At 68.7% G+C, this 19931-nt stretch carries 20 protein-coding genes and 1 riboswitch; of the genes, 8 read left to right on the top strand and 12 right to left on the bottom strand.

From position 1 onward, the window contains the following. Window positions 1–42: 42 nt before the first annotated feature. The gene (locus tag ACNJ7K_RS16850; protein ID WP_159418027.1) at window positions 43–807 is read right to left on the bottom strand and encodes an adenosylcobinamide-GDP ribazoletransferase; all 765 of its coding nucleotides are present in this window, start codon (window positions 805–807) and stop codon (window positions 43–45) included. Continuing rightward, entirely contained in the window at window positions 807–1898 is a 1092-nt protein-coding gene (gene cobT, locus ACNJ7K_RS16845; RefSeq protein WP_120283305.1) for a nicotinate-nucleotide--dimethylbenzimidazole phosphoribosyltransferase, read from the bottom strand. The genes ACNJ7K_RS16850 and cobT overlap by 1 nt, the downstream gene beginning before the upstream one ends. Before the next feature lie 123 nt (window positions 1899–2021). Here cobT and ACNJ7K_RS16840 point away from each other — a divergent pair, with 123 nt between their 5' ends. Beyond that, window positions 2022–2255: a hypothetical protein gene (locus ACNJ7K_RS16840; protein WP_487041961.1), complete on the top strand. Its 234-nt coding sequence runs from the start codon at window positions 2022–2024 to the stop codon at window positions 2253–2255. A gap of 14 nt (window positions 2256–2269) precedes the next feature. On the opposite strand, the gene ACNJ7K_RS16835 is transcribed toward ACNJ7K_RS16840, so the two are convergent. Continuing rightward, window positions 2270–2944, bottom strand: coding sequence for a DUF3043 domain-containing protein (locus ACNJ7K_RS16835; RefSeq protein WP_024101301.1), 675 nt, complete (start codon window positions 2942–2944; stop codon window positions 2270–2272). A gap of 141 nt (window positions 2945–3085) precedes the next feature. On the opposite strand from ACNJ7K_RS16835, the gene ACNJ7K_RS16830 reads away from it, so the two are divergent. Both ACNJ7K_RS16830 and ACNJ7K_RS16825 read left to right on the top strand, forming a co-directional pair. Continuing rightward, on the top strand, window positions 3086–3436 hold the full coding sequence (locus ACNJ7K_RS16830) for a HesB/IscA family protein (protein WP_006554400.1): 351 nt from the start codon (window positions 3086–3088) through the stop codon (window positions 3434–3436). A 134-nt stretch (window positions 3437–3570) separates the two neighbouring features. Next, a complete protein-coding gene (locus tag ACNJ7K_RS16825; protein ID WP_159418028.1) occupies window positions 3571–4545 on the top strand; it encodes a carbohydrate kinase family protein in 975 nt (324 codons plus the stop codon). 83 nt (window positions 4546–4628) lie between these two features. On the opposite strand, the gene asnB is transcribed toward ACNJ7K_RS16825, so the two are convergent. After that, on the bottom strand, window positions 4629–6554 hold the full coding sequence (gene asnB / locus ACNJ7K_RS16820; protein WP_159418029.1) for an asparagine synthase (glutamine-hydrolyzing): 1926 nt from the start codon (window positions 6552–6554) through the stop codon (window positions 4629–4631). Window positions 6555–6907: 353 nt separating this feature from the next. Between asnB and ctaC the strand changes: the two genes are divergently transcribed. Both ctaC and ACNJ7K_RS16810 read left to right on the top strand, forming a co-directional pair. After that, window positions 6908–7993: an aa3-type cytochrome oxidase subunit II gene (gene ctaC / locus ACNJ7K_RS16815; RefSeq protein WP_120283301.1), complete on the top strand. Its 1086-nt coding sequence runs from the start codon at window positions 6908–6910 to the stop codon at window positions 7991–7993. Between the two features lie 33 nt (window positions 7994–8026). Further along, window positions 8027–8443: a cytochrome c oxidase subunit 4 gene (locus tag ACNJ7K_RS16810; protein ID WP_006554396.1), complete on the top strand. Its 417-nt coding sequence runs from the start codon at window positions 8027–8029 to the stop codon at window positions 8441–8443. 85 nt (window positions 8444–8528) lie between these two features. On the opposite strand, the gene ACNJ7K_RS16805 is transcribed toward ACNJ7K_RS16810, so the two are convergent. The 6 genes from ACNJ7K_RS16805 to ctaE form a co-directional block, all read right to left on the bottom strand. Next, window positions 8529–9539 carry a HEAT repeat domain-containing protein gene (locus ACNJ7K_RS16805; RefSeq protein ID WP_230791269.1) on the bottom strand — a complete coding sequence of 337 codons (1011 nt, stop codon included), beginning with the start codon at window positions 9537–9539 and terminating at the stop codon, window positions 8529–8531. 4 nt (window positions 9540–9543) lie between these two features. Further along, window positions 9544–10227 (bottom strand): HEAT repeat domain-containing protein, encoded by a 684-nt coding sequence (locus ACNJ7K_RS16800; RefSeq protein WP_120284375.1) that lies wholly within the window; start codon window positions 10225–10227, stop codon window positions 9544–9546. 162 nt (window positions 10228–10389) lie between these two features. Beyond that, the gene (gene qcrB, locus ACNJ7K_RS16795) at window positions 10390–12051 is read right to left on the bottom strand and encodes a cytochrome bc1 complex cytochrome b subunit (protein ID WP_120283297.1); all 1662 of its coding nucleotides are present in this window, start codon (window positions 12049–12051) and stop codon (window positions 10390–10392) included. Beyond that, on the bottom strand, window positions 12048–13175 hold the full coding sequence (qcrA, locus tag ACNJ7K_RS16790) for a cytochrome bc1 complex Rieske iron-sulfur subunit (protein ID WP_120283295.1): 1128 nt from the start codon (window positions 13173–13175) through the stop codon (window positions 12048–12050). Before qcrA ends, qcrB begins: the two co-directional genes overlap by 4 nt. After that, window positions 13172–14008, bottom strand: coding sequence for a cytochrome bc1 complex diheme cytochrome c subunit (gene qcrC / locus ACNJ7K_RS16785; RefSeq protein ID WP_174247132.1), 837 nt, complete (start codon window positions 14006–14008; stop codon window positions 13172–13174). Before qcrC ends, qcrA begins: the two co-directional genes overlap by 4 nt. Window positions 14009–14108: 100 nt before the next feature. Next, window positions 14109–14723, bottom strand: a complete 615-nt coding sequence (gene ctaE / locus ACNJ7K_RS16780; RefSeq protein WP_120283293.1) for an aa3-type cytochrome oxidase subunit III — start codon at window positions 14721–14723, stop codon at window positions 14109–14111. A gap of 174 nt (window positions 14724–14897) precedes the next feature. On the opposite strand from ctaE, the gene ACNJ7K_RS16775 reads away from it, so the two are divergent. Beyond that, window positions 14898–15356, top strand: a complete 459-nt coding sequence (locus ACNJ7K_RS16775) for a hypothetical protein (protein WP_487041960.1) — start codon at window positions 14898–14900, stop codon at window positions 15354–15356. 63 nt (window positions 15357–15419) lie between these two features. Further along, window positions 15420–16499: an anthranilate phosphoribosyltransferase gene (trpD, locus tag ACNJ7K_RS16770; RefSeq protein ID WP_120283289.1), complete on the top strand. Its 1080-nt coding sequence runs from the start codon at window positions 15420–15422 to the stop codon at window positions 16497–16499. 82 nt (window positions 16500–16581) lie between these two features. On the opposite strand, the gene ACNJ7K_RS16765 is transcribed toward trpD, so the two are convergent. After that, window positions 16582–16857, bottom strand: a complete 276-nt coding sequence (locus ACNJ7K_RS16765; protein ID WP_016693842.1) for an Lrp/AsnC family transcriptional regulator — start codon at window positions 16855–16857, stop codon at window positions 16582–16584. 32 nt (window positions 16858–16889) lie between these two features. Next, entirely contained in the window at window positions 16890–18638 is a 1749-nt protein-coding gene (locus tag ACNJ7K_RS16760) for a DEDD exonuclease domain-containing protein (RefSeq protein WP_487041959.1), read from the bottom strand. 449 nt (window positions 18639–19087) lie between these two features. After that, a riboswitch (cyclic di-AMP (ydaO/yuaA leader) is annotated at window positions 19088–19252 on the top strand. 15 nt (window positions 19253–19267) lie between these two features. Here ACNJ7K_RS16760 and ACNJ7K_RS16755 point away from each other — a divergent pair. Next, the gene (locus tag ACNJ7K_RS16755; RefSeq protein ID WP_059380920.1) at window positions 19268–19849 is read left to right on the top strand and encodes a C40 family peptidase; all 582 of its coding nucleotides are present in this window, start codon (window positions 19268–19270) and stop codon (window positions 19847–19849) included. Window positions 19850–19931 lie beyond the last annotated feature (82 nt).

Below are 19931 nucleotides of genomic sequence, written 5' to 3'. Positions count from 1 at the left end.
ATTCCGGCAGCACCCCTTCGTCGTTTCCGGACGCAGTGCGATCTAGAGGAGCCCCGACGCTGCCACCGCGACGGCGGCGGCCGTGCCCTCGGTGACTGCGCCGAGCACGTCGCCGTTCATGCCGCCGAAGCGCGCGACGCAGTGCCGGGCGAAGAGCACCGCGACGACCAGTACCACCGTGACGACGAGCGGTCCCGCCCAGAGCGGACCGGGCAGGCACACGAGCGACAGTGCCACCGCGGCCACCGTCCACACCGCGATCGGCACGACGCCCTGTGTGCCTGCCACGAGCGAGCCGAAGCCGCTGCCGGGCGCGGCCGGGACACCGCGCCGGCACGCGAGGACCACGGCCACACGTCCCGAGAAGACTGCGAACGCGACCGCCCACCACGCGTCGGTGTCGGCGAGCGCGCCGAACGAGGCGGCCTGCAGACCGAGGACGACGACGAGCGCCGCGACACCGAAGGGACCCGCGCCGCCGCTGTGCATCACCTCGCGCGCCCGCTCGGGCGGGCCGTAGCAACCGAGACCGTCGGCGGTGTCGCTCAGCCCGTCGACGTGCATTCCCCGGGTGCCGACCGCCAACACCCCGACACACACCAGGCCCGTCACCAGTGGTGGCGTCCCGACGGCGGAACCGACCAGGCAGACGGCCGTGGTCGCGGCGGCGAGTACGGCACCGGCGATCGGCGCCGCGGAGATCGCACGTCCGGCGACCGTCCGGTCGATCTCCGACGGGCCTCGCGCGGGCAGGACCGTCAACCACGACAGGGCCAGCGCGACCCCGCCGATCCAGGCGCGGATCATCAGTCCGCGGTCGCCGGAGCGCTCTCCTCGCGGGTGCTCACGCCCGCCTCGGAGAAGGTGGCCATCTGCGCGAGGATCGCGACCGCACCCTGCAGTACCGGCAGCGTCGTCACGGCTCCCGATCCTTCGCCGAGGCGCATACCGAGGTCGACGATCGGTTCGAGTCGGAGATGACGCAGCGCGATGGCGTGGGCGGGTTCGGCCGACCGGTGACCGGACACCCACCAGCGTGCCGCGCCGGGTGCGAGTTCCTCGGCGACCATCGCGGCGGCGGTGACGACGACTCCGTCGAGGATCACCGGCGTCCGGCGGACCGCGGCCTGCGCGAGGAATCCCGCCATCGCGGCGAAATCCGCGCCACCGGCGGTGCGCAGCAGGGCGACGGGATTGCGTACGTGGGGCCGCGCCCGCCACATGGCGTCGCGGATCGCGGTGACCTTGCGCATCCACCCCGCGTCGTCGACGCCGGTGCCGCGGCCGACCGCGGCCACGGGTTCGGTGGCGGTAAGGGTGGCGATGAGAACGGTTGCAGGAGTGGTGTTCCCGATTCCCATATCGCCCGCGACGAGCAGATCGGCGCCTTCGTCGACCTCGCGGTCGGCGAGCGCACGGCCGGCCTCGATCGCGCGGACCGTCTCGTCGTGTGTCAGTGCGTCCTCGCGGTCGATGCTGCCGCTCGAGCGACGGATCTTGAACTCGGACACCTCGGGGGAGGTGTCGCTCTCGACTGCCATGTCGACGACCCGCACTCCTGCGCCTGCGGCGGCGGCGAGCACGTTCACGGCGGCGCCCCCTGCGGACAGGTTCGCGACCATCTGCGCGGTGACCTCCGGCGGATAGGCCGAGACCCCGTTGCGTGCGACGCCGTGGTCACCTGCGAAGACCACGACCCGCGGTCGGCGGAAGGGATGGGGCGGGACCTCGCCCTGGCAGGCGGCGACCCAGCACCCGAGTTCCTCGAGCCGTCCGAGTGAGCCGGCGGGTTTCGTCAGATCTCGCTGGCGTTCCTCGGCGGCGACGCGTGCTTCGAGATCGGGTAGGTCGACGCGCGGGAACTCGACGTCGGCGGGGGAATCGGAACCGCTGGTCACAGGTCACCTCTCGGACGGATCTTCACGCGAGAACGCTATCAACCGCCCGGTCTGGCAGAAATTCGACGTTATGCGTCATCACTGCCACTTTTCGGCGATCGGGTTCGGTCGGAGGATCGAGACATGATCGAACTCACCGTCACCGTCGTGGTCCTGTCCACCCTGATCATCGGTCTCGAGGTGCTCCGCCGGCGGACTGCTCCCGCGCCGGCCTGGGTCCGGCGTGCATCCTGGCGGCTCCACTGGGAACGTCCCGCACAGACGACTCGGCCGCGGCACCGCATGTCGCAGGACATGCAGGCCGCGGCCGAGATCCGGCAGCTACCGCCGGTGGTGTGCGGGTCGCCTCACAACTGAGGGTCGCCGGACGGTCAGACGGCGTCGCCCGGGCCGACCCGGGGGAGCGGTGCACGCAGCTTCTTGATCTGGGAGGCGCGCACGAAGGCGTACCAGCCGAGGCCGAAGCCACCGTCCGTCGAATCCGGGAAGCGCTCGCGCACCTTCCTGTTGACCATGCGCCCGAGGTAGATGCCCTCGATGATCATCAGGAACATCATCACGAACATCGCGAGCGTGACGTACTGCTGCACCACCGGCCCGAGGAACATCGACATGATGAGCACGAGCGCGAGCGGCATGAACAGGCCGACGAGATTGCGCCGGCTGTCGACGATGTCGCGCACGTAGGCGCGCACCGGGCCGCGATCGCGGGGGAGCAGGTACTTCTCCTCGCCCGCGAGCATCCGGTTGCGACGCTCGGACGCGTCGGCGCGACGCTGCGCGGCGGCCGCCTTGCGCTCCTCCTTGCTCTGCGACTTGCGCGCGGCCTTACGGCGCTCGCGTGCTTCCTTCGCAGTCAGGGGAGCGGGGGCGACGGGACCGCGGCGACGGTTCTCGGCGTCGCGCCGTTTCGGCGTCGGACGCCCCTTACCGGTCGTCGCCTTCGCGGACGCGGAATCGTCGGGAGTCGCGGCCGGGGAGTCCTCGGTCGCAGGAACCTGGTGATCGGCGGAGTCGTCGGAACCACCGCGGCGTAGCAACTTCACACCACCAGGCTATGGGATAGTGGAGAGAAGCGGGAAATTCCGCGTGCCATACCACGCTCGGCGCGACTCGTCCACGAGGAATAGATTCCGGCGCGGTACCGTTGAACCATCGGGTTTCGACACGAATGACAGGGAGCGCCCATGACTGTGCAGCAAGAGACCGATACTCACGGCGTCATCCTGACCGAGGCCGCCGCTGCGAAGGCGAAGGCACTGCTCGATCAGGAGGGCCGCGATGACCTCGCACTGCGTATCGCCGTGCAGCCCGGAGGCTGTGCCGGTCTGCGGTACCAGCTGTTCTTCGACGACCGCACGCTGGACGGAGACCTCACGAAGGAATTCGCCGGTGTGACGCTCGCCGTCGACCGGATGAGCGCGCCGTACGTCGAGGGTGCGTCGATCGACTTCGTCGACACCATCGAGAAGCAGGGCTTCACCATCGACAACCCGAATGCCACGGGGTCGTGCGCCTGCGGCGACTCGTTCAACTGAGCTGAGGACGCACTTCGGAACCCCGGCGCTTCACGGCGCCGGGGTTCCGTCGTTTCCGCGGTAGTACCGTGGGACCGCTACGGCTCTCCGTGTGAGCAGCCACACCATCGACATCCGCGGAAAGGCTCAGCCACGTGACCATCGCCGTGACCGGCTCCATCGCCACCGACCACCTCATGCGCTTCCCCGGCCGGTTCGCCGAGCAGCTGCTCGCCGACCAGCTCGCGCACATCTCGCTGAGCTTCCTCGTCGACGACCTCGTCGTCCGGCGCGGCGGAGTGGGCGGCAACATCGCCTTCGCGATGGGTGTGCTCGGCGGAACGCCGGTGCTCGTCGGCGCCGTCGGCGCCGACTTCACCGAGTACCGCACCTGGCTCGAGGACCACGGGGTCGACTGCTCGTCGGTGCGGATCTCGCAGACCGCCCACACCGCCCGCTTCGTGTGCACCACCGACCTGGACATGGCACAGATCGCCTCGTTCTATCCCGGTGCGATGTCCGAGGCCCGCGAGATCTCCATCGCCGACGTGGTGAGCAAGCACGGCGTCGACCTCGTGCTCGTCGGCGCCAACGATCCCGACGCGATGATCCGGCACACCGAGGAGTGCCGCCGGCTCGGCGTCCCGTTCGTCGCCGACCCGTCCCAGCAGCTCGCCCGCCTGGACGGGCAGCAGGCCGAGCAGCTCATCGACGGTGCCGAGTACCTGTTCACCAACGAGTACGAGTGGGGACTGCTGCTGCAGAAGACCGGTCTCACCGAGGACGAGGTGCAGGCGAAGGTCGGCATGCGTATCACCACCCTCGGCGGCGACGGCGCAAAGATCGTCGACCGCGACGGCAACCAGGTGCAGGTCGGTGTGGTGCCCGAGCGCGCCAAGGTCGACCCCACCGGTGTGGGCGACGCCTTCCGCGCCGGCTTCCTGCTCGGACACCGCTCGGGTCTGAGCATCGAACGGGCCGCGCAGCTGGGCTCGCTGGTCGCGGTGCACGTCCTCGAAACCACCGGCACGCAGGAGTGGACCTTCGACCGCACCGACGCCCTCAAGCGTCTCGCCGACGCCTACGGCACCGCCGCCGCCGACGAGATCGGCGCGGTTCTCGGCGCCTGAGCGGCGGAACACCCCGTCCTGGAAACGCGACGGCCGCGAGCATCCCTGGGGATGATCGCGGCCGTCGCGTACGGGTTGGGTGATCAGATCTCGACCGGGTAGGCCGGCTCCTGGATCTGCGGCACGATGCGCTTCTCCACGAAGATGCCGTGCCAGACCATGAAGCACAGCACCGTCCACAGACGACGGCTGTGATCGATCGGGCCGGTCCGGTGCTCGTCGAGCATCTTCGCCACCGCAGCCTTGTCGAGCAGGTGATCGGTCTGCGACTCGGCGATCACCTCGTGCGCCCAGTCGAACAGCTCCGTGCCGGCCAGCCAGTGCCGCAGCGGCACCGGGAAGCCCAGCTTCGCGCGGTGCAGCACGTGCGGCGGGACGATGCCCTCCAGCGCCTGCCGCAGCGCGTACTTCGTCGTCTGCTTCGTGATCTTCTGGTCCAGCGGAACCTGCGACGCCACCCGGAAGACTTCAGAGTCCAGGAACGGCACGCGCAGCTCGAGCGAATTGGCCATCGTCATCTTGTCGGCCTTGACGAGGATGTCGCCGCGCAGCCACGTGAACAGGTCGAGATGCTGCATCCGTGCCACCGGATCCCAGCCGGCAGACTGCGCGTAGATCGGGGCTGTGACGTCCTGATGCGTCCATTCCGGACGGAAGTCGCGCAGCACCGAGCGCAGCTGCGCGTCGTTGAAGCTGCGGGCGTTGCCGTAGTAGCGCTCCTCGAGCGTCATCGAGCCACGGTGCAGCAGGCTCTTGCCTCGGGTGCCCTCGGGGATGCGCTCCGACAGCTTCCCGGCGGCCCGGCGCAGCGCCGGCGGCAGGAACTCGAACGGACGCAGCGACAGCGGCTCGCGGTAGATCGTGTACCCGCCGAACAGCTCGTCGGCGCCCTCACCGGACAGCACGACCTTGACGTGCTTACGGGCCTCCCGGGCGATGAACCACAGCGGCACGAGCGCCGGGTCGGCCACCGGGTCGTCGAGGTACCAGATGATCTCCGGGATCGCCGCGGCGAACTCGCTGGGGGAGACCACCCGCACCACGTGCCGGGCACCGATCGCGGCCGCCGACTCCGCGGCGACGTCGACCTCGGAGTAGCCCTCCCGCTCGAAACCCGCGGTGAAGGTGATGAGCTTCGGGTTGTGGCGCATCGCCAGCGCGGCGATGGCCGTGGAGTCGATGCCACCCGAGAGGAACGACCCGACGGTCACGTCGGCGCGCATGTGCTTGGCCACCGAGTCCTCGAGGGCCTCGGCGATCTCGCGGTAGCGGTCCTGCTCGCGTCCCGCCGCGAACGGCCGGACCGGGAAGGTGGGGTGGAAGTAGCGGGTGATCTCGGGCTCGGCGCCGGGCGTGATACGCGCGTAGCAGCCCGACTCGAGGCGCCGGATCCGCCGGTGCAGCGTCTCGGGCTCGGGAACGTACTGCAGCACCGTGTAGTGCTCGATCGCACGAGGATCGAGCTCGGTGTCGATGCCGATCACGTCGGCGAGCTCGAGCAGGCTCTTCTTCTCGCTGCCGAAGGCCGTACCGCCGGTGCCGGTCGCGAGGAACAGCGGCTTGATGCCGAACGGGTCGCGAGCGACGAACAGTTCGCGGGTGTGCGTGTCCCAGATCGCGAAGGCGAACATGCCCCGCAGGCGCTGGACCGCGCGCACTCCCCAGTGGTGGTAGGCCGCGACGATCGCCTCGCTGTCGCCCTCGGTCGCGAAGGAGGTGCCGAAGGTCTCGGTGAGCTCCTTGCGCAGTTCGAGATAGTTGTAGATCTCACCGTTGAAGGTCAGCGCGTAGCGGTCGGGCTGTTCCGGCGGGCCCCAGCGCAGCGGCTGGTGCGAGTGCGCGATGTCGATGATCGACAACCGGTTGAATCCGAAGACGAGGTCGGCGTCGTGCCAGGTGCCGTGCTCGTCGGGGCCGCGATGGCGCAGGCAGTGCATCGCGGAGCCCACCTTCGCGACGGCGTCGTCGCTGGTGCCGTCAGTGGTCAGAAACCCGAGCAATCCGCACACGCGTGGGTTACCTCATTCCGGTCGGGGGTGTCGCGAAGAACCCCGGTGGGTGCCCAGCGCGGGACACCGCACCGCGCATGACACCGGGAACTACCACTCGGGGTCCGGCGTTGGTTCTACCGAAGTATGCCGCAGACGGTCGACACCGGGCAGCCGCGCCCGGACGCCGCCGACGATCACTCGCCCGACAGGAGAACACCGACGTCACGAGCCGGGTCTTCCGGTCGAAACGCCCAGTCCGACACTTTCTTCGTGCCCCGGCGATGGATAGCGCCCGGGTTTGGTCTACGCTGCGTAGTAATTGGGCCGGCCCTCCGGGTGTGCCCTAGTGGAATTGCGGCGATCAGGAAGGCGTGAACGTGGCGCAAGGTCGGATCCTTCGGCGGTTCGGGCTCGCAGCATCACTCGGCATTGCAGCCTTGGTGCTGACCGGGTGCTCGAGCGAAGAAATCCTTCGTTTCGGCTGGCCGGAGGGCATCACTCCTCAGGCCGAGCGTATGCGTGAACTGTGGACGTGGTCGGTTGTCGCCGCCCTCGTCATGGGAATTCTCGTGTGGGGACTCACCTTCTGGGTGATCATCGCCTACCGGCGTCGGAAGGACGATCCGGAGTTCCCGCGTCAGACGGCGTACAACGTGCCGCTCGAGCTGGCTTACACCGCGGCGCCGTTCGTCGCCGTGTGTGTCCTCTTCTACTTCACGGTCGTGGTCCAGAACTACGTCCTGGAGAAGGAGGACAACCCGAACGTCGTCGTCGACGTGACGGCGTTCCAGTGGAACTGGAAGTTCGGTTATCGGACCATCGATCTGCAGGACGGCACCGCCCGGTACGAGGGCACCGACGAGGTCGCCCAGGACGCGGTCGCACTGCAGCCGTACGAGCCGGGCACCGAAGGTGAGCACGGTGGTGGAGAAGGCGGCGAGCACGAGGCTCCGGGCCCCATCCACGGCAAGCCGGCGGAGGACCTGTCCTACCTCCACTACGACAAGATCGAGACGATCGGCACCAGCGAAGAGATTCCGGTGCTCGTGCTTCCCACCGGCAAGCGCATCGAGTTCCACCTCGCGTCGTCCGATGTGATCCACGCTTTCTGGGTGCCGGAGTTCCTGTTCAAGCGCGACGTGAACCCGAACCCGCGTGAGAACAACTCCGATCCGGTCTTCCAGATCTCCGAGATCGAGCGTGAGGGCGCGTTCGTCGGCCGTTGCGCCGAGATGTGCGGCACCTACCACGCGATGATGAACTTCGAGGTCCGCGCCGTCAGCCCGGAGGACTTCGCCCGCTACATCGAGCTTCGCAAGCCGGTCGAGGACGGCGGCGAAGGCCTGTCGAACGCTCGTGCGCTCGAAGCCATCGGCCAGAGCCCGATCGCGACCTCGACGACTCCGTTCAAGACCGACCGCACGGACCGGTCGGCGACCGTCGCCGCAGGCGAGTGACGGCCACCCCACCCGACAAGGACAAGTGCTGATATGAAGATCGAAGCCAAGCTCTTCGAGGTCGTGACGGTGTTCTTCGTGCTCGTCGCCATCGTGTACGGCGTGTTCACCGGGCTGTCGGACAAGGGCATCGAATGGGCCGGCCTCACGGCCATCGTCCTCTCCGCCGGTCTGACCCTGATCGTCGGAACGTACTTCCGCTTCGTCGCGCGTCGTCTCGACACCCGTCCCGAGGATTACGAGGACGCCGAGATCAGCGACGGTGCGGGCGACCTCGGTTTCTTCAGTGCGGGTAGCTACTGGCCGATCCTGCTCGCCGGTGCGGCTGCTTTCGCCGCCATCGCGCTGGCCTTCTACCAGCCCTGGATGATCGTCCTCGCGGTTGCACTCATCATCGCCGCCGCAGCCGGCCTGGTGTTCGAGTACCACATCGGACCCGAGAAGCACTGAGCCGACATTCTCGACGCACACGGGCGCCGCACCTTCGGGTGCGGCGCCCGTGTCGTTTCCGGTGGCGTTCTCGAGGTTTCGTTCTTCAGGAAGCCCCGCGGGTGGTGAGGACGACCCTCGCGGTCGCTGCGACCGTGCGATCCGGGTCGCCGGTCAGAGCCTCGAGAGCATCCTCGGCGGCCGACCCGGGGATCTCCGCGAGTGCCTGCGTGAGACGTAGCCGGACACCGGCATCGTCCGAGCCGCCGAGCGCGTGCTGCAGCGACCGCACGATCTCGGCGGACGACAGCGGCCGATCCGCGAGCAGGCCGAGTACTTCGGCGGCCTCGACGTCCGACCGGCCCTTCACGATCATCTCCACGAGCACGGGGACGGCCGCGTCCACCCCTCGCGCCCCGAGCGTCAGAGCTGCCGTGGAGCGCGCCTCGAGATCGGCGTCGTCGAGTGCCTTCTCCAGGAGCGTCGTCGATTCGGGCACACGGAGTTCCGCGAGTGTCGCGATCGCCCGTCGCCGCACGGGCACTTCGGCGGAGTGAAGGCCCTCCGCGAGCGCCGGCAGCGCAGCGTCGACCTCGTCCGCCGCTCGGGCGAGCGACCAGCGCAACGCGCCGGCGACGAACGGGTCCTCCTCCGACAGCGCCGCCCGGACCAGCGCCGCGACCGGCAGCGTCGTGTCCTCGTCCTGGGACAGGATCGCCTGCTGGCGGCGGGAGCCGGAATCGGATTCGAACGCGCGCAACAGCGCGACGAGGCGCAGGACGTCGTCCCAACCGCTGGGGGAGGCCGAGTCGACGCCTTCGAGACGAGCGAGGAGTTCGGTCTCGGCGGCGATCCGTTCGCGCGTGTGCCGGATCAGCTCCTGCACCAGTTCCACCGGAGCGAAATCCGGTTCCCCCAGCGCTCGTCCGACCTCGTTCAGCGACAGGCCGAGACTCCGGAGACTCTCCACGTGAAAGAGCCTCCGGAAGTCGTCCTCGGTGTACTCGCGGTAACCGCCCGAGGTGCGGCCCGTCGGCGTCACCAGCCTCAGGCGGTCGTAGTGCCGCAGCATGCGGGTGCTGACACCGGAGCGCCGCGAGACCTCACCGATCAGCACCGGCTCACTCCCGGATCCCGTCCGCGCCGAGTGCGGCGACGCGTTTCGCCGACTCCACGGAGAGGACGAACGCGCTGTCGGGGTCGACGCGGATCCGCTCGGTGGCCTCTGCGTGGGCACGGACGCGCGGGTCGGAGCTGTTCATCGCCGCGTGCAGGACCGGCACTGCGGCCTCGTCGAGCGCTGCGAGAGCGCGACCGAGGCTCAGTTGCAGGTCGTGGTCGCCGCGGCCCAGTTCGACGCCGAGAGCCGCAGCGAGGCCGCTTTCCGAGCCCGGTGGCACGAGAGCGACCGCCGCGCGCCACGCGCTGCGTGCCACCTCGTCGTGCTCGTCGTGGAGCATCCCCGAGACCTTCGGCCATGCGACGGGATCGCCGATCTTCGACAACGTGTGCAGGGCCTGACTGCGCGCCTGCGAGACATCCGAACCGAGCTCGTCGAGCAGCCGCGGCACCGTCACCCCGGCCGGCAGGCGGCACAGCGCCCAGGTCAGCATGTCGCGGACGAAGAAGTCCGGCTCCACCGCGCAACGGTCGACGAGAGCCGTCACCGTCCCGGACTCGGCTGCCGTACCCGACTCGAGTGCGGCGCGCAGACGCACGGAGGCGTCGTCGGCGGACAGGGCCTCGACGAGGCGGGTGGACAGGGCCTCGACGAGGCGGGTGGAGGGGTCGTGATGTGTGCGCATGGGAGGCACCTCCTTCACGACCCATTCGAGCGCTTGTCACAGTGTCAAGGTCAAGACGTACGCTCCGGACGATATCCGGTGGGGGAGGGGAGGACCCGCGAACGACGAACGGGGCCCCGGACCGTGATGGTCCGGGGCCCCGTTACGAGCCGCTGATGCGGATCAGTGCTGCGACTTGTCGGGCAGCTGGGCTGCGCCGTCTCCGTTGCCGTGGACGCGCTCCTGGTACTCGCGGAGCGTGTTCCGCAGCTCGAGCTCGGCCTCGTGGTGGGCAGCCTCGAGAGCGGCGGCCTCGTCGGCCGGGTCCGGGCTCCACCAGCTGCCGGCACCGGGCTTGCCGGCGCTGCCGAGGCGGTTCATACGCTTCGGAACCGGGGCCGCCTGGTACTCCAGTGGGATCGGATGGCCGTGCTCGTCCACCGGGCCGAGCGGCTGGTGGATCTCGATGTACTCGCCGGTCGGCAGGCGACGGACGATGCCCGTCTCGATGCCGTGCTCGAGTACCTGGCGGTCGCTGCGCTGCAGACCCAGGCAGAACCGGTACGCGATGTAGTAGGCGAGCGGCGGGAGCAGGACGAGACCGATACGGCCCATCCAGGTCGTCGCGTTGATCGAGATGTCGAACTTGAACGCGATGATGTCGTTGATGCACATGATCGTGGCAACGGCGTAGAACGCCAGGGCCATGAACCCGATACCGGTGCGGACCGGCACGTCGCGCGGACGCTGGAGCAGGTTGTGGTGTGCGTCGTCCTTCGTGAACTTCTTCTCGATCCACGGGTAGACCGTGAGCACGACGAACACCAGGCCCATGATCAGCGCGATCCAGAACGGCTGCGGGATCGTGTACCGGTTGAACAGGTACAGCTCCCATGCCGGCCAGATACGGGCCATGCCGTCCGTCCACATCATGTAGATGTCGGGCTGCGAGCCGGCGGACACCTGCGACGGGTTGTACGGGCCGATGTTCCAGACCGGGTTGATCTGCAGCAGGCCGGACATCAGGGCGAGCACCGCGAAGGTCATCGCGAAGAACGCACCCGACTTGACGGCGAAGACCGGGAGGATACGAACGCCGACGACGTTCTGCTCCGTGCGGCCGGGGCCGGGGAACTGCGTGTGCTTCTGGTACCAGACCAGCGCGAGGTGCGCGGCGATCAAGGCCAGGATGATGCCCGGGACGAGCAGCACGTGCAGCACGTAGAAGCGCGGGATGATCAGCTCACCCGGGAAGTCGCCACCGAAGATCGCCCAGTGCATCCACGAACCGATGATCGGGATCGAGAGCGTGATGCCCGAGAACGCGGCGCGGAGGCCGGTGCCCGAGAGCAGGTCGTCGGGGAGCGAGTAACCGAAGAAGCCTTCGAACATCGCCAGGATGAGCAGCAGCGAGCCGATCACCCAGTTGGCTTCGCGCGGACGCCGGAACGCACCGGTGAAGAACACGCGCAGCAGGTGGACGACGATCGACGCTGCGAACATCAGTGCTGCCCAGTGGTGAATCTGTCGCACGAACAGACCACCGCGGACCTCGAAGGAGAGGTTCAGGGTCGTCTCGTAGGCGCGGGACATACCCACACCGCGCAGCGGCGTGTAGACGCCGTCGTAGATGACGTGCGCCATCGACGGGTCGAAGAACAGGGTGAGGAAGACACCCGAGATCAACAGGATGACGAAGCTGTAGAGCGCGATCTCACCCAGGAGGAAGGACCAGTGGGTGGGGAACACCTTGTTGATCTGGCGGCGGATGCCCGCGGACAGGTGGTAGCGAGAATCGAGATTCTCGCCGATCTGTGCGGCGCGGGACGGGGTTGCAGTACTCACGGGCGACGCTCCCAGAATGCCGGGCCGAGTGCCTCGATGAAGTCACCGTTGGCGACCAGGAAGCCCTCTTCGTTCACTGTAATCGGAAGCTGCGGCAGTGCGCGAGCAGCGGGACCGAAAATCGGCTTGCCGTACTCCAGCGCATCGAACTGCGACTGGTGGCACGGGCACAGGATGCGGTGCGTCTGCTGCTCGTAGAGCGAGGTCGGGCAGCCGAGGTGCGTGCAGATCTTCGAGTACGCGAAGTAGTCGCCGTAGTTGAAGCTCTCCTGGCCCTTGCGCTTGACGACACGCTCGGTGTCCTCGGTGCGCAGGCGGATGAGCATGACGGCGTTGCGGATGCCGCGCAGGCCCTGCAGCAGAGCGTGGTCGTCGCCGCGATCGGACTCGCGGAACGGGAACACCGTCTCCATACCGCCGGCGTCGAGGTCCTCCGGGCGCACCAGGACGATGTCCTGGGGGCGGCCGGTGTCGCGACGCAGGTAGATGGTCTCGCCGGGGTAGCGCGGGGTCCAGCCCGACACCCACAGCGACGACTGGTCACCCTCGGCCCACGGGTTCTTGATCAGGCCGCCGAGCGGCATGATCAGACCGAGGCCGAGCGCGCCACCACCGAAGATCGCGGTGCGCTTGATCAGCTTGCGACGCGGCAGGGTCGACGTCTCGAGCGAGTCGGAGAGCTCGGCGACGATCGTCTTGCGATCGACCTCGGGCGAGCCGCCGTCGTGCCGATCCTGGATCGACACCTCCTCCGGGATGAACTTCTTGGTGAACTGCACCGCGCCCACACCGATGCCGAGGATGGCCAGACCCAGGGTCAGGCCGAGCATCGGGGTGTAGAGGCTGTACCAGCCGTAGTTCTCGTCGCCGATGCCCTGGTACTCCCACGGCCAGAACAGGTAGATCGCGATGAACGCGACACCCGCGATGCCCGCGAGGGCGAACCAGAAGGCGACGTTGCGCTCGGCCCGCTTCTCGGCACGGGTGCCTTCGACGGGCCAGCGGTCCTTGCGGAACGCGACGTCGACACCGTCGAGGTTCGTGCCGAGCGTGACGAGGTCGTCCCGGCTCATCCGGTCGAGATCTTCGACCGTGTGCTTGTTCGGCGTTTCGCCGCCACTCATGACCTTGCTCCGATCCACAGTGCAGCGCCGACGACGGCGACCATGCCGACGACCCACATGGTCGGCCCTTCGGCACCGGGGCCGAAGCCGCCGAGCCCGTAGCCACCCGGGTCTCTCGTCTCACTGGCGGACTTGATGTACGCGATGATGTCCTGCTTCTCCTCGACCGTCAGCTGACGGTCGGAGAACTTCGGCATGTTCTGGGGGCCGGTGAGCATCGCGGTGTAGATCTGCTGCTCGTTGGCCGGATCCAGGTTCGGTGCGAACTTGCCGGACGAGAGCGCGCCGCCGCGTCCGGTGAAGTTGTGGCAGGACGCGCAGTTCTGGCGGAAGAGCTCCGAACCGCGTCCGATGTCGTTGCCGCGCAGCGACGACTGGGCGATTTCGCCGTTCTCGTCGCGGATGACGGTCGGGCCTCCACCGTTGGCCTGGATGTACGCGCCGAGGGCGTCGGTCTGCGCGGCGTCGAACTTCGGGTCCTTGCGGAGGGCCTGGGCCTCGTTGCGCATCATCGGCATGCGGCCCGAGGAGACCTGGAAGTAGACGGCGGCCTCGCCGACACCGATCAGGCTGGGACCGCGGTCCTGGACACCCTGGAGGTTGACACCGTGACAGGTCACGCAGGAGGTCTCGTAGAGCTGCTGACCCTCGCGGATCAGAGCGCTCTGGTCGTCCTGCGCTGTAGCCACCTGCGGGGCAGGTGTCAGCGCGGAGGCGATGAAGCCTGCGCTGAGGAGACCGAGCGCGAGGACCAACGCTCCGGTGACGCGCCGGCGCATCTTGCGCTGGCGGCGGGACTTCGCAGCATCGGCTGCAGAGGATCGACCGGGCATGTCACCCTCGGAGGCGAGAGGTGGGGATGAACTCATCTGTATCCCTTTTTTTATGTCGGGACGGACTGGACGTCAGGGGGCTGCCTGGGCGTTCAGCTGGCTAACGGATGAAATAAATCGTGGCAAACAGCGCGATCCAAACGATGTCGACGAAGTGCCAGTAATACGAAACGACGATGGCTGCAGTGGCCTGCGCAGGCGTGAACTTGCTGACCTTCGTGCGGAACAGCAGGAACACGAAAGCGATGAGGCCGCCGATGACGTGCAGGCCGTGGAAACCGGTGGTCATGTAGAACACCGAGCCGTACACGCTGCCCGGGATGGTCGTGCCGTCCTTCACCAGGGTGATGTACTCGTAGCCCTGGCCGAGCACGAAGAAGGTGCCCATGCCGAGGGTGACGATGTACCACCGGCGCAGGCCGAAGACGTCGCCGCGCTCGGCGGCGAAGACGCCCAGCTGGCAGGTGAAGGAAGAAGCGATCAGCACCATGGTGATCGGTACCGCCAACCACAGGTTCAAGTGGGTGGGCGGGGGCGGCCACATGCCCTCCGGGGCCTGTGCCCGTGCCACGAAGTACATGGCGAAGAGCCCTGCGAAAAACATGAGCTCACTGGACAACCACACGATGGTGCCGACGCTGACCAGGTTGGGCCGGTTCAACGAGTGCACGCGCTGTGTGATTGCAGATCCTGAAGTCCCTACTGCGCTCGTCACGCTGGCTAGTATGACCCGTCGTAGTACGTCTTGGGCAATCGGGGCCGAAATCGGCGCGTCCGTGCAGGTCCCAGCCCTGCATTTCTCCAGGTGGGCACTCGGTGGCGGGTGCTCGGAAGGGTGCCACACGGGACATTTCGGAGGGTCGCGGAGGTCACGTGCGATCGTGGTGACATGAGTACCGAAAAGGGTCTTCGGGGGTGGCTGCGGTCCCTGGTCGGCCGGCGCAGCGAACCACTCGACGCGAAGCGGGCCGACCTGGTCGTTGTCGTCTCGTCATTCGACGACGCGGAGGCGTGTTCGACGGCGCTCGAGCGCGCCGCCGAGGCGACGCCTGCGTGGCAGGCCGAGGACGAGGCGGTTCTGCGGCATCACCTCGTCCTGCCCGCCGACACGGTGGACCGGGCGGTGGAACTGGCCGGCCAGGACGGCTACGTCGTGGCCGGAACCGGCGGCGGCAACGTCCCGCCCGCCGCCGTCGTCGAGGGTGCTCCGGTGATCCTGCAGCGTGTCCAGGTCCTCGATGCACTGCACTGTGCGCAGGAGAAGTCGCGCATGGCCTCGCTCGCCCAGCGGCTCGGTGGAACGGCCCTGGGATGGGACGCTCTGCAACCGGAGGATGCCGCTGGCTAAGCTGACCGGTCGGAGGGCACGCCGGTGCCCGGTGAGGAGCGAGATGCGGCGAGGGCAGGTGCGATGAACGCGACGCGAGACGCGGACGAGGTGACGCAGAACTGGCCCTCCGTCCTGGGAGTGCTCACCGCCGGACAGGACCTGTCCGCCGCCGAGGCGCGATGGGCGATGAGCGAGATCTTCTCCGACAACGCCACCCCCGCCCAGATCGCGGCCTTCGGCGTCGCTCTGAAGATGAAGGGCGAGACACCCGAGGAAGTGCGGGCACTCGCCGACACGATGCTCGACTACGCCCGGCTGGTCCCGGTCGACGGTGACGTGGTCGACGTGGTGGGCACCGGTGGCGACCGGGCGAACACCGTCAACATCTCCACGATGGCCTCGCTGGTCGTCGCCGCAGCGGGTATCCGCGTGGTCAAGCACGGCAACCGCGCTGCCTCGTCCAAGAGCGGCGGCGCCGACGTGCTCGAAGCGCTCGGGGTGCACATCGATCTCGGACCCGACGAGGTGGCCCGCTCGGTCGCCGAGGCCGGGATCGGATTCTGCTTCGCGCCGGTCTACCACCCGGCGCTGCGTTTCGCGGCCGCACCGCGCAAGCAGATCGGCATCCCGACGGTCTTCAACGTCCTCGGCCCGCTCACCAACCCGGCCCGCCCGAGTGCCGGTCTGATCGGATGCGCCTTCGAACCGCTCGTCCCGACCGTCGCCGGTGTGCTCGCGCAGCGCGGCAATTCGGCGCTCGTCGTCCGCGGCGACGACGGTCTCGACGAACTGACCACCTCCACGACCTCGCGCGTGCACATCGTCCACGGCGGCGAGGTCCGGGTCGTGACGCTCGATCCGCGCGATCTGGGCATCGAACGGGTTCCGCTCGAGGCGCTCCGCGGAGGCGACGCCACGGAGAACGCGGCGATCGCGCGGGCCGTCCTGGCGGGGGAGACGGGGCCGGTGCGCGACGCCGTGCTCCTCAACGCCGCCGGGGCGATCGCAGCCTTCCGGGGCGTCGACGGCGTTCTCGAGGACGCCCTCACGGCCGGGCTCGAGACGGCGGCAGAGGCGATCGACAGCGGCCGGGCCACGGCCGTCCTCGAGCAGTGGGCAGAGGTCACCACGCGGCTGGGTGCCGGTTCCGGACAGAAGTGACCGGGGAAGAGTAAGGACACCGAACGACGGGCCCGCACTGCATCGGTGCGGGCCCGTCGTTCGTCGGTGGTGCTGCGCGGTGTCAGTTCCCGATCGAGAAGCCGGCCTCGACGTCGGCGCTCGAGTACGACTGGAACGCGATGTGGGTGACGGTCTTCGTCACGCCGTCGATCTTGTTGATGCCCCGGGTGACGACGTCCGCGATCTTCTCGTGGTCGCGGACCCGGACCACGGCCACGAGGTCGACGTCGCCTGCGCAGGAGTACACCGTGTCGACACCGTCGAGGTCGGCCACCGCTTGCGCGGTCTCGGGGATACGGTTCGCCTCGGCGTCGATCAGGACGATCGCGTTGATCATGTGGTCTCCTTCAACCTTCCTCGGGGATTGCATCAGCCTAAGCGGTACGGCTCGTCGGCGGAGAGGAGCCTGCGGACCGCGCGGGCGTCGCGTGCGAGCTCGGCCCACGCGCTCCACCGACCTGCGCCCCGTGTCGGTTCGCACCAGCCCTGGCTCGCCCGGACGATGCGGATGCCCTCGCCGTCGAGCCATCGAGCGACCAGACCGATCTCCTCCGGGGACGCGCCCCGGAGCGGGCCGGGTGACGGCCGCACGGTCTCGGCTGCGGCGACGATCGCGTCGACGACGGGCATCGGCCGCATACCGCGCGGCGCCACCCCTGCGGACGCGAGACGACCGGCGCGCACGACGGCGAACTCCCACCCGCCTTCGGCCCGCGGTCGCGCGGCGACGAGTTCGTCGACGGCCGCCAGCGCCGCGAGGCGTTGCGTGCGCCGCAGCGCGACGAGGGCGGTGGCGAGGCGGTCGCGCAGGCGGGCCGCGTTCTCGAACAACTGGTCGCGCACGAGGGCGTCGAGGCGCTCCTGCGCCGTCTCGACGGCGTCGTCGGTGGTCCCGCGGACGACCGCGCGCGCACGCTCGACCTGGGCCGCGTAGGCGGAGGCGTCCTGAACCCCGAAGGAGGCTGCGGCGCAGCCCCCGACGGCGACGGGCGGGCAGCGGTCGCCGTGGCGGGCCGTACGGCCGATCCTGCGCGTACACGTGCGCAGACCGCACATCTCCGCGAGCAGTGCCGCGACATCTGCGGCGTCGGCGCGCACCGAGAACGGGCCGACCGAGTCGGGTCCGGGGGTGCGGCTCACGGCCAGGCGCGGGAACGCCTCGTCCGTGAGGATGATCCACCAACCGCGCATCGGATACTTCGATCTGCGGTTGTAGGGAGGGGTGTGGGCCGCGATCAACCGGAGTTCGCGGACGCCGGCCTCGAGCCCGTGGGCGCATTCGACGTGATCGATGCGTGTGGTGAGCGCGACCATCTCGCGCAATCGCGGTCGCGTCTCGGAGCCCGTGAAATAGGTACGGACACGCCGGTGCAGGTCGACCGCCGTGCCGACGTACAACACCTCGTCCGACGGGCCGCGGAACATGTAGACGCCCGGTTTGCGCGGCAGATGCGCGGCGAGTGCGCGTTTGGCCCTCTGCTCGGCGGTGACCACCGGCATGTAGTCGCGCAGCTCGGTGAGGCTGTGGACGCCCTGGTTGCCGACCCGTTCGATGAGGGCGTGCAGGACGTCCACGGTGGCGCGCGCGTCGTCCAGGGCGCGGTGGGTGGGCACGGTGGAGACCCGGAACAGTTCGGCCAGCGCGGACAGCTTCACCGACGGCGCTTCGTCGCGTCCGAGGACGCGGCGGGCCAGCTTGACGGTGCACAGCACCTGGAAGCGGGGCCACGCGAGTTCGCACTGCACTGTGGCGGCCTTGAGGAAGCCGACGTCGAATCCGGCGTTGTGTGCGACGAGCACCGCTCCGGACGCGAATTCCAGGAATGCGGGCAGCACCTCCTCGATCTTGGGGGCCGCGTAGACCATGGCGGTGGTGATGCCGGTGAGCTGCACGATGTACGGGGGGATGGGTCGTCCCGGATCGACGAGGGTCGCGAACTCGCCGAGCACCTCGCCCCCGCGGATCTTCACCGCTCCGATCTCTGTGATGGCGTCCTCGGCTGCCTTCCCGCCCGTCGTCTCGAGGTCGACGACGACGAAGGTGGTCTCGCGCAGGGGAGTGTCGAGCTCGTCGAAACCGAGTTGCACGCCCAGGGCGGATGGTTGCGGCGAGGTCATGCGGCAGAGCCTAGGAAGCGTCACCGACACGCCGCCGAGCGGGCTTCGGAGTGGGTTCGAAGCAGGGGGAGACGAGGATCACACTGCGTTCTTTTCGGCTCGATGAGGGGTACGCGCGGGCCGGAAAACAGACCGATCGGCCTCCGAGGACGGCACTCCGGCGAATCGGGCGCATCGCCTCGTCGAAGGTCGGCGAGTCAGGGTGTCCTGACCTGGTTCTTCCGGAAAGGACTCGGGTGAAACGGGCGCCGAGCGTCCCTCTGGCGGAGGTGGGTCGAACGGTGCCCGTTACCGCGCCGTTATCGGACCGTTGCCCCGCGGCGGCATTCCCCCAGGGGCGGGCCGAAACGATCGGGCCGCACGGTGAGGCGGTCGACTTCACCGATGCCGTTTCGTAATCTTTTCGAGACCGAGCGGAGAGTTTCCCGCCCCACCCCCGGGTCGGAGCCGCACGGTTACCGCCTAATCGCTTCTCCCGTCTGCGGGAGCAGCGAGCCGGGGACCCACACGTAGTACTCGGGGTGAATCCCCTCCGCCGCTCGCGGGGAGGGGTAGGGCTGATCTTCCGGCCCGAACCCGTCAGCTAACTCGGTCGGCGGGTGAACGGAAGAAACGGAGAACGTCCCCTCGTGGTTTCGAACAACAGCAAGCGCACCGTCCGGCGCGCACTCGTCGCCGGTGCCATTGCTCTCGGAGCAGTCACCGTCTCGGCCGGCCCGGCGATGGCCGAGCCGATCAACATTCCCGGTGTCGGAACGTTCGACCTCCCGGCCGGTGTGACCGTGCCGCCGGAGATCGCCAACATCGTTCCGCCGGCCCCCGAGGCGGCCCCCGCGCCTCAGGCCGGTTCCTTCACCGCCCCCTTCAGCTCCGTCGGCCAGCGCGCTGCCGACGCCGCACAGTCGAAGATCGGTGCCCCCTACGTCTACGGCGCCGCCGGCCCGAGCTCCTTCGACTGCTCGGGTCTCGTGCAGTGGGCCTACAAGCAGGCCGGTCTGAGCGTCCCGCGCACCAGCTACGAGCAGGCCTCCGCCGGTGCCCCGGTGGACGTCGCGGCTCTGCAGCCCGGTGACGTCGTGTCGTTCTACGGCGGCAGCCACACCGGCATCTACATCGGTGGCGGCAACATCGTGCACGCCTCCACCTCGAGCCAGCCGGTCAAGATCGCACCGCTGAACTCGATGCCGGTCGACGGCGCCCGTCGCTTCTGATCGACGGCGCCCCGTCGCTTCCGATCGGTCTGAGCACCCCCCCGCTCCAGCGCCGACGCACTGCCGAGGAGGGTGGGTCCGG

This window comes from Rhodococcus shunpengi, from assembly GCF_048381395.1.
In the GTDB taxonomy this organism is placed as follows: Bacteria; Actinomycetota; Actinomycetes; order Mycobacteriales; family Mycobacteriaceae; genus Rhodococcus.
The sequence above is the reverse complement of the archived record's forward strand: the minus strand, read 5'-3'. Positions and strand labels throughout refer to the sequence as shown.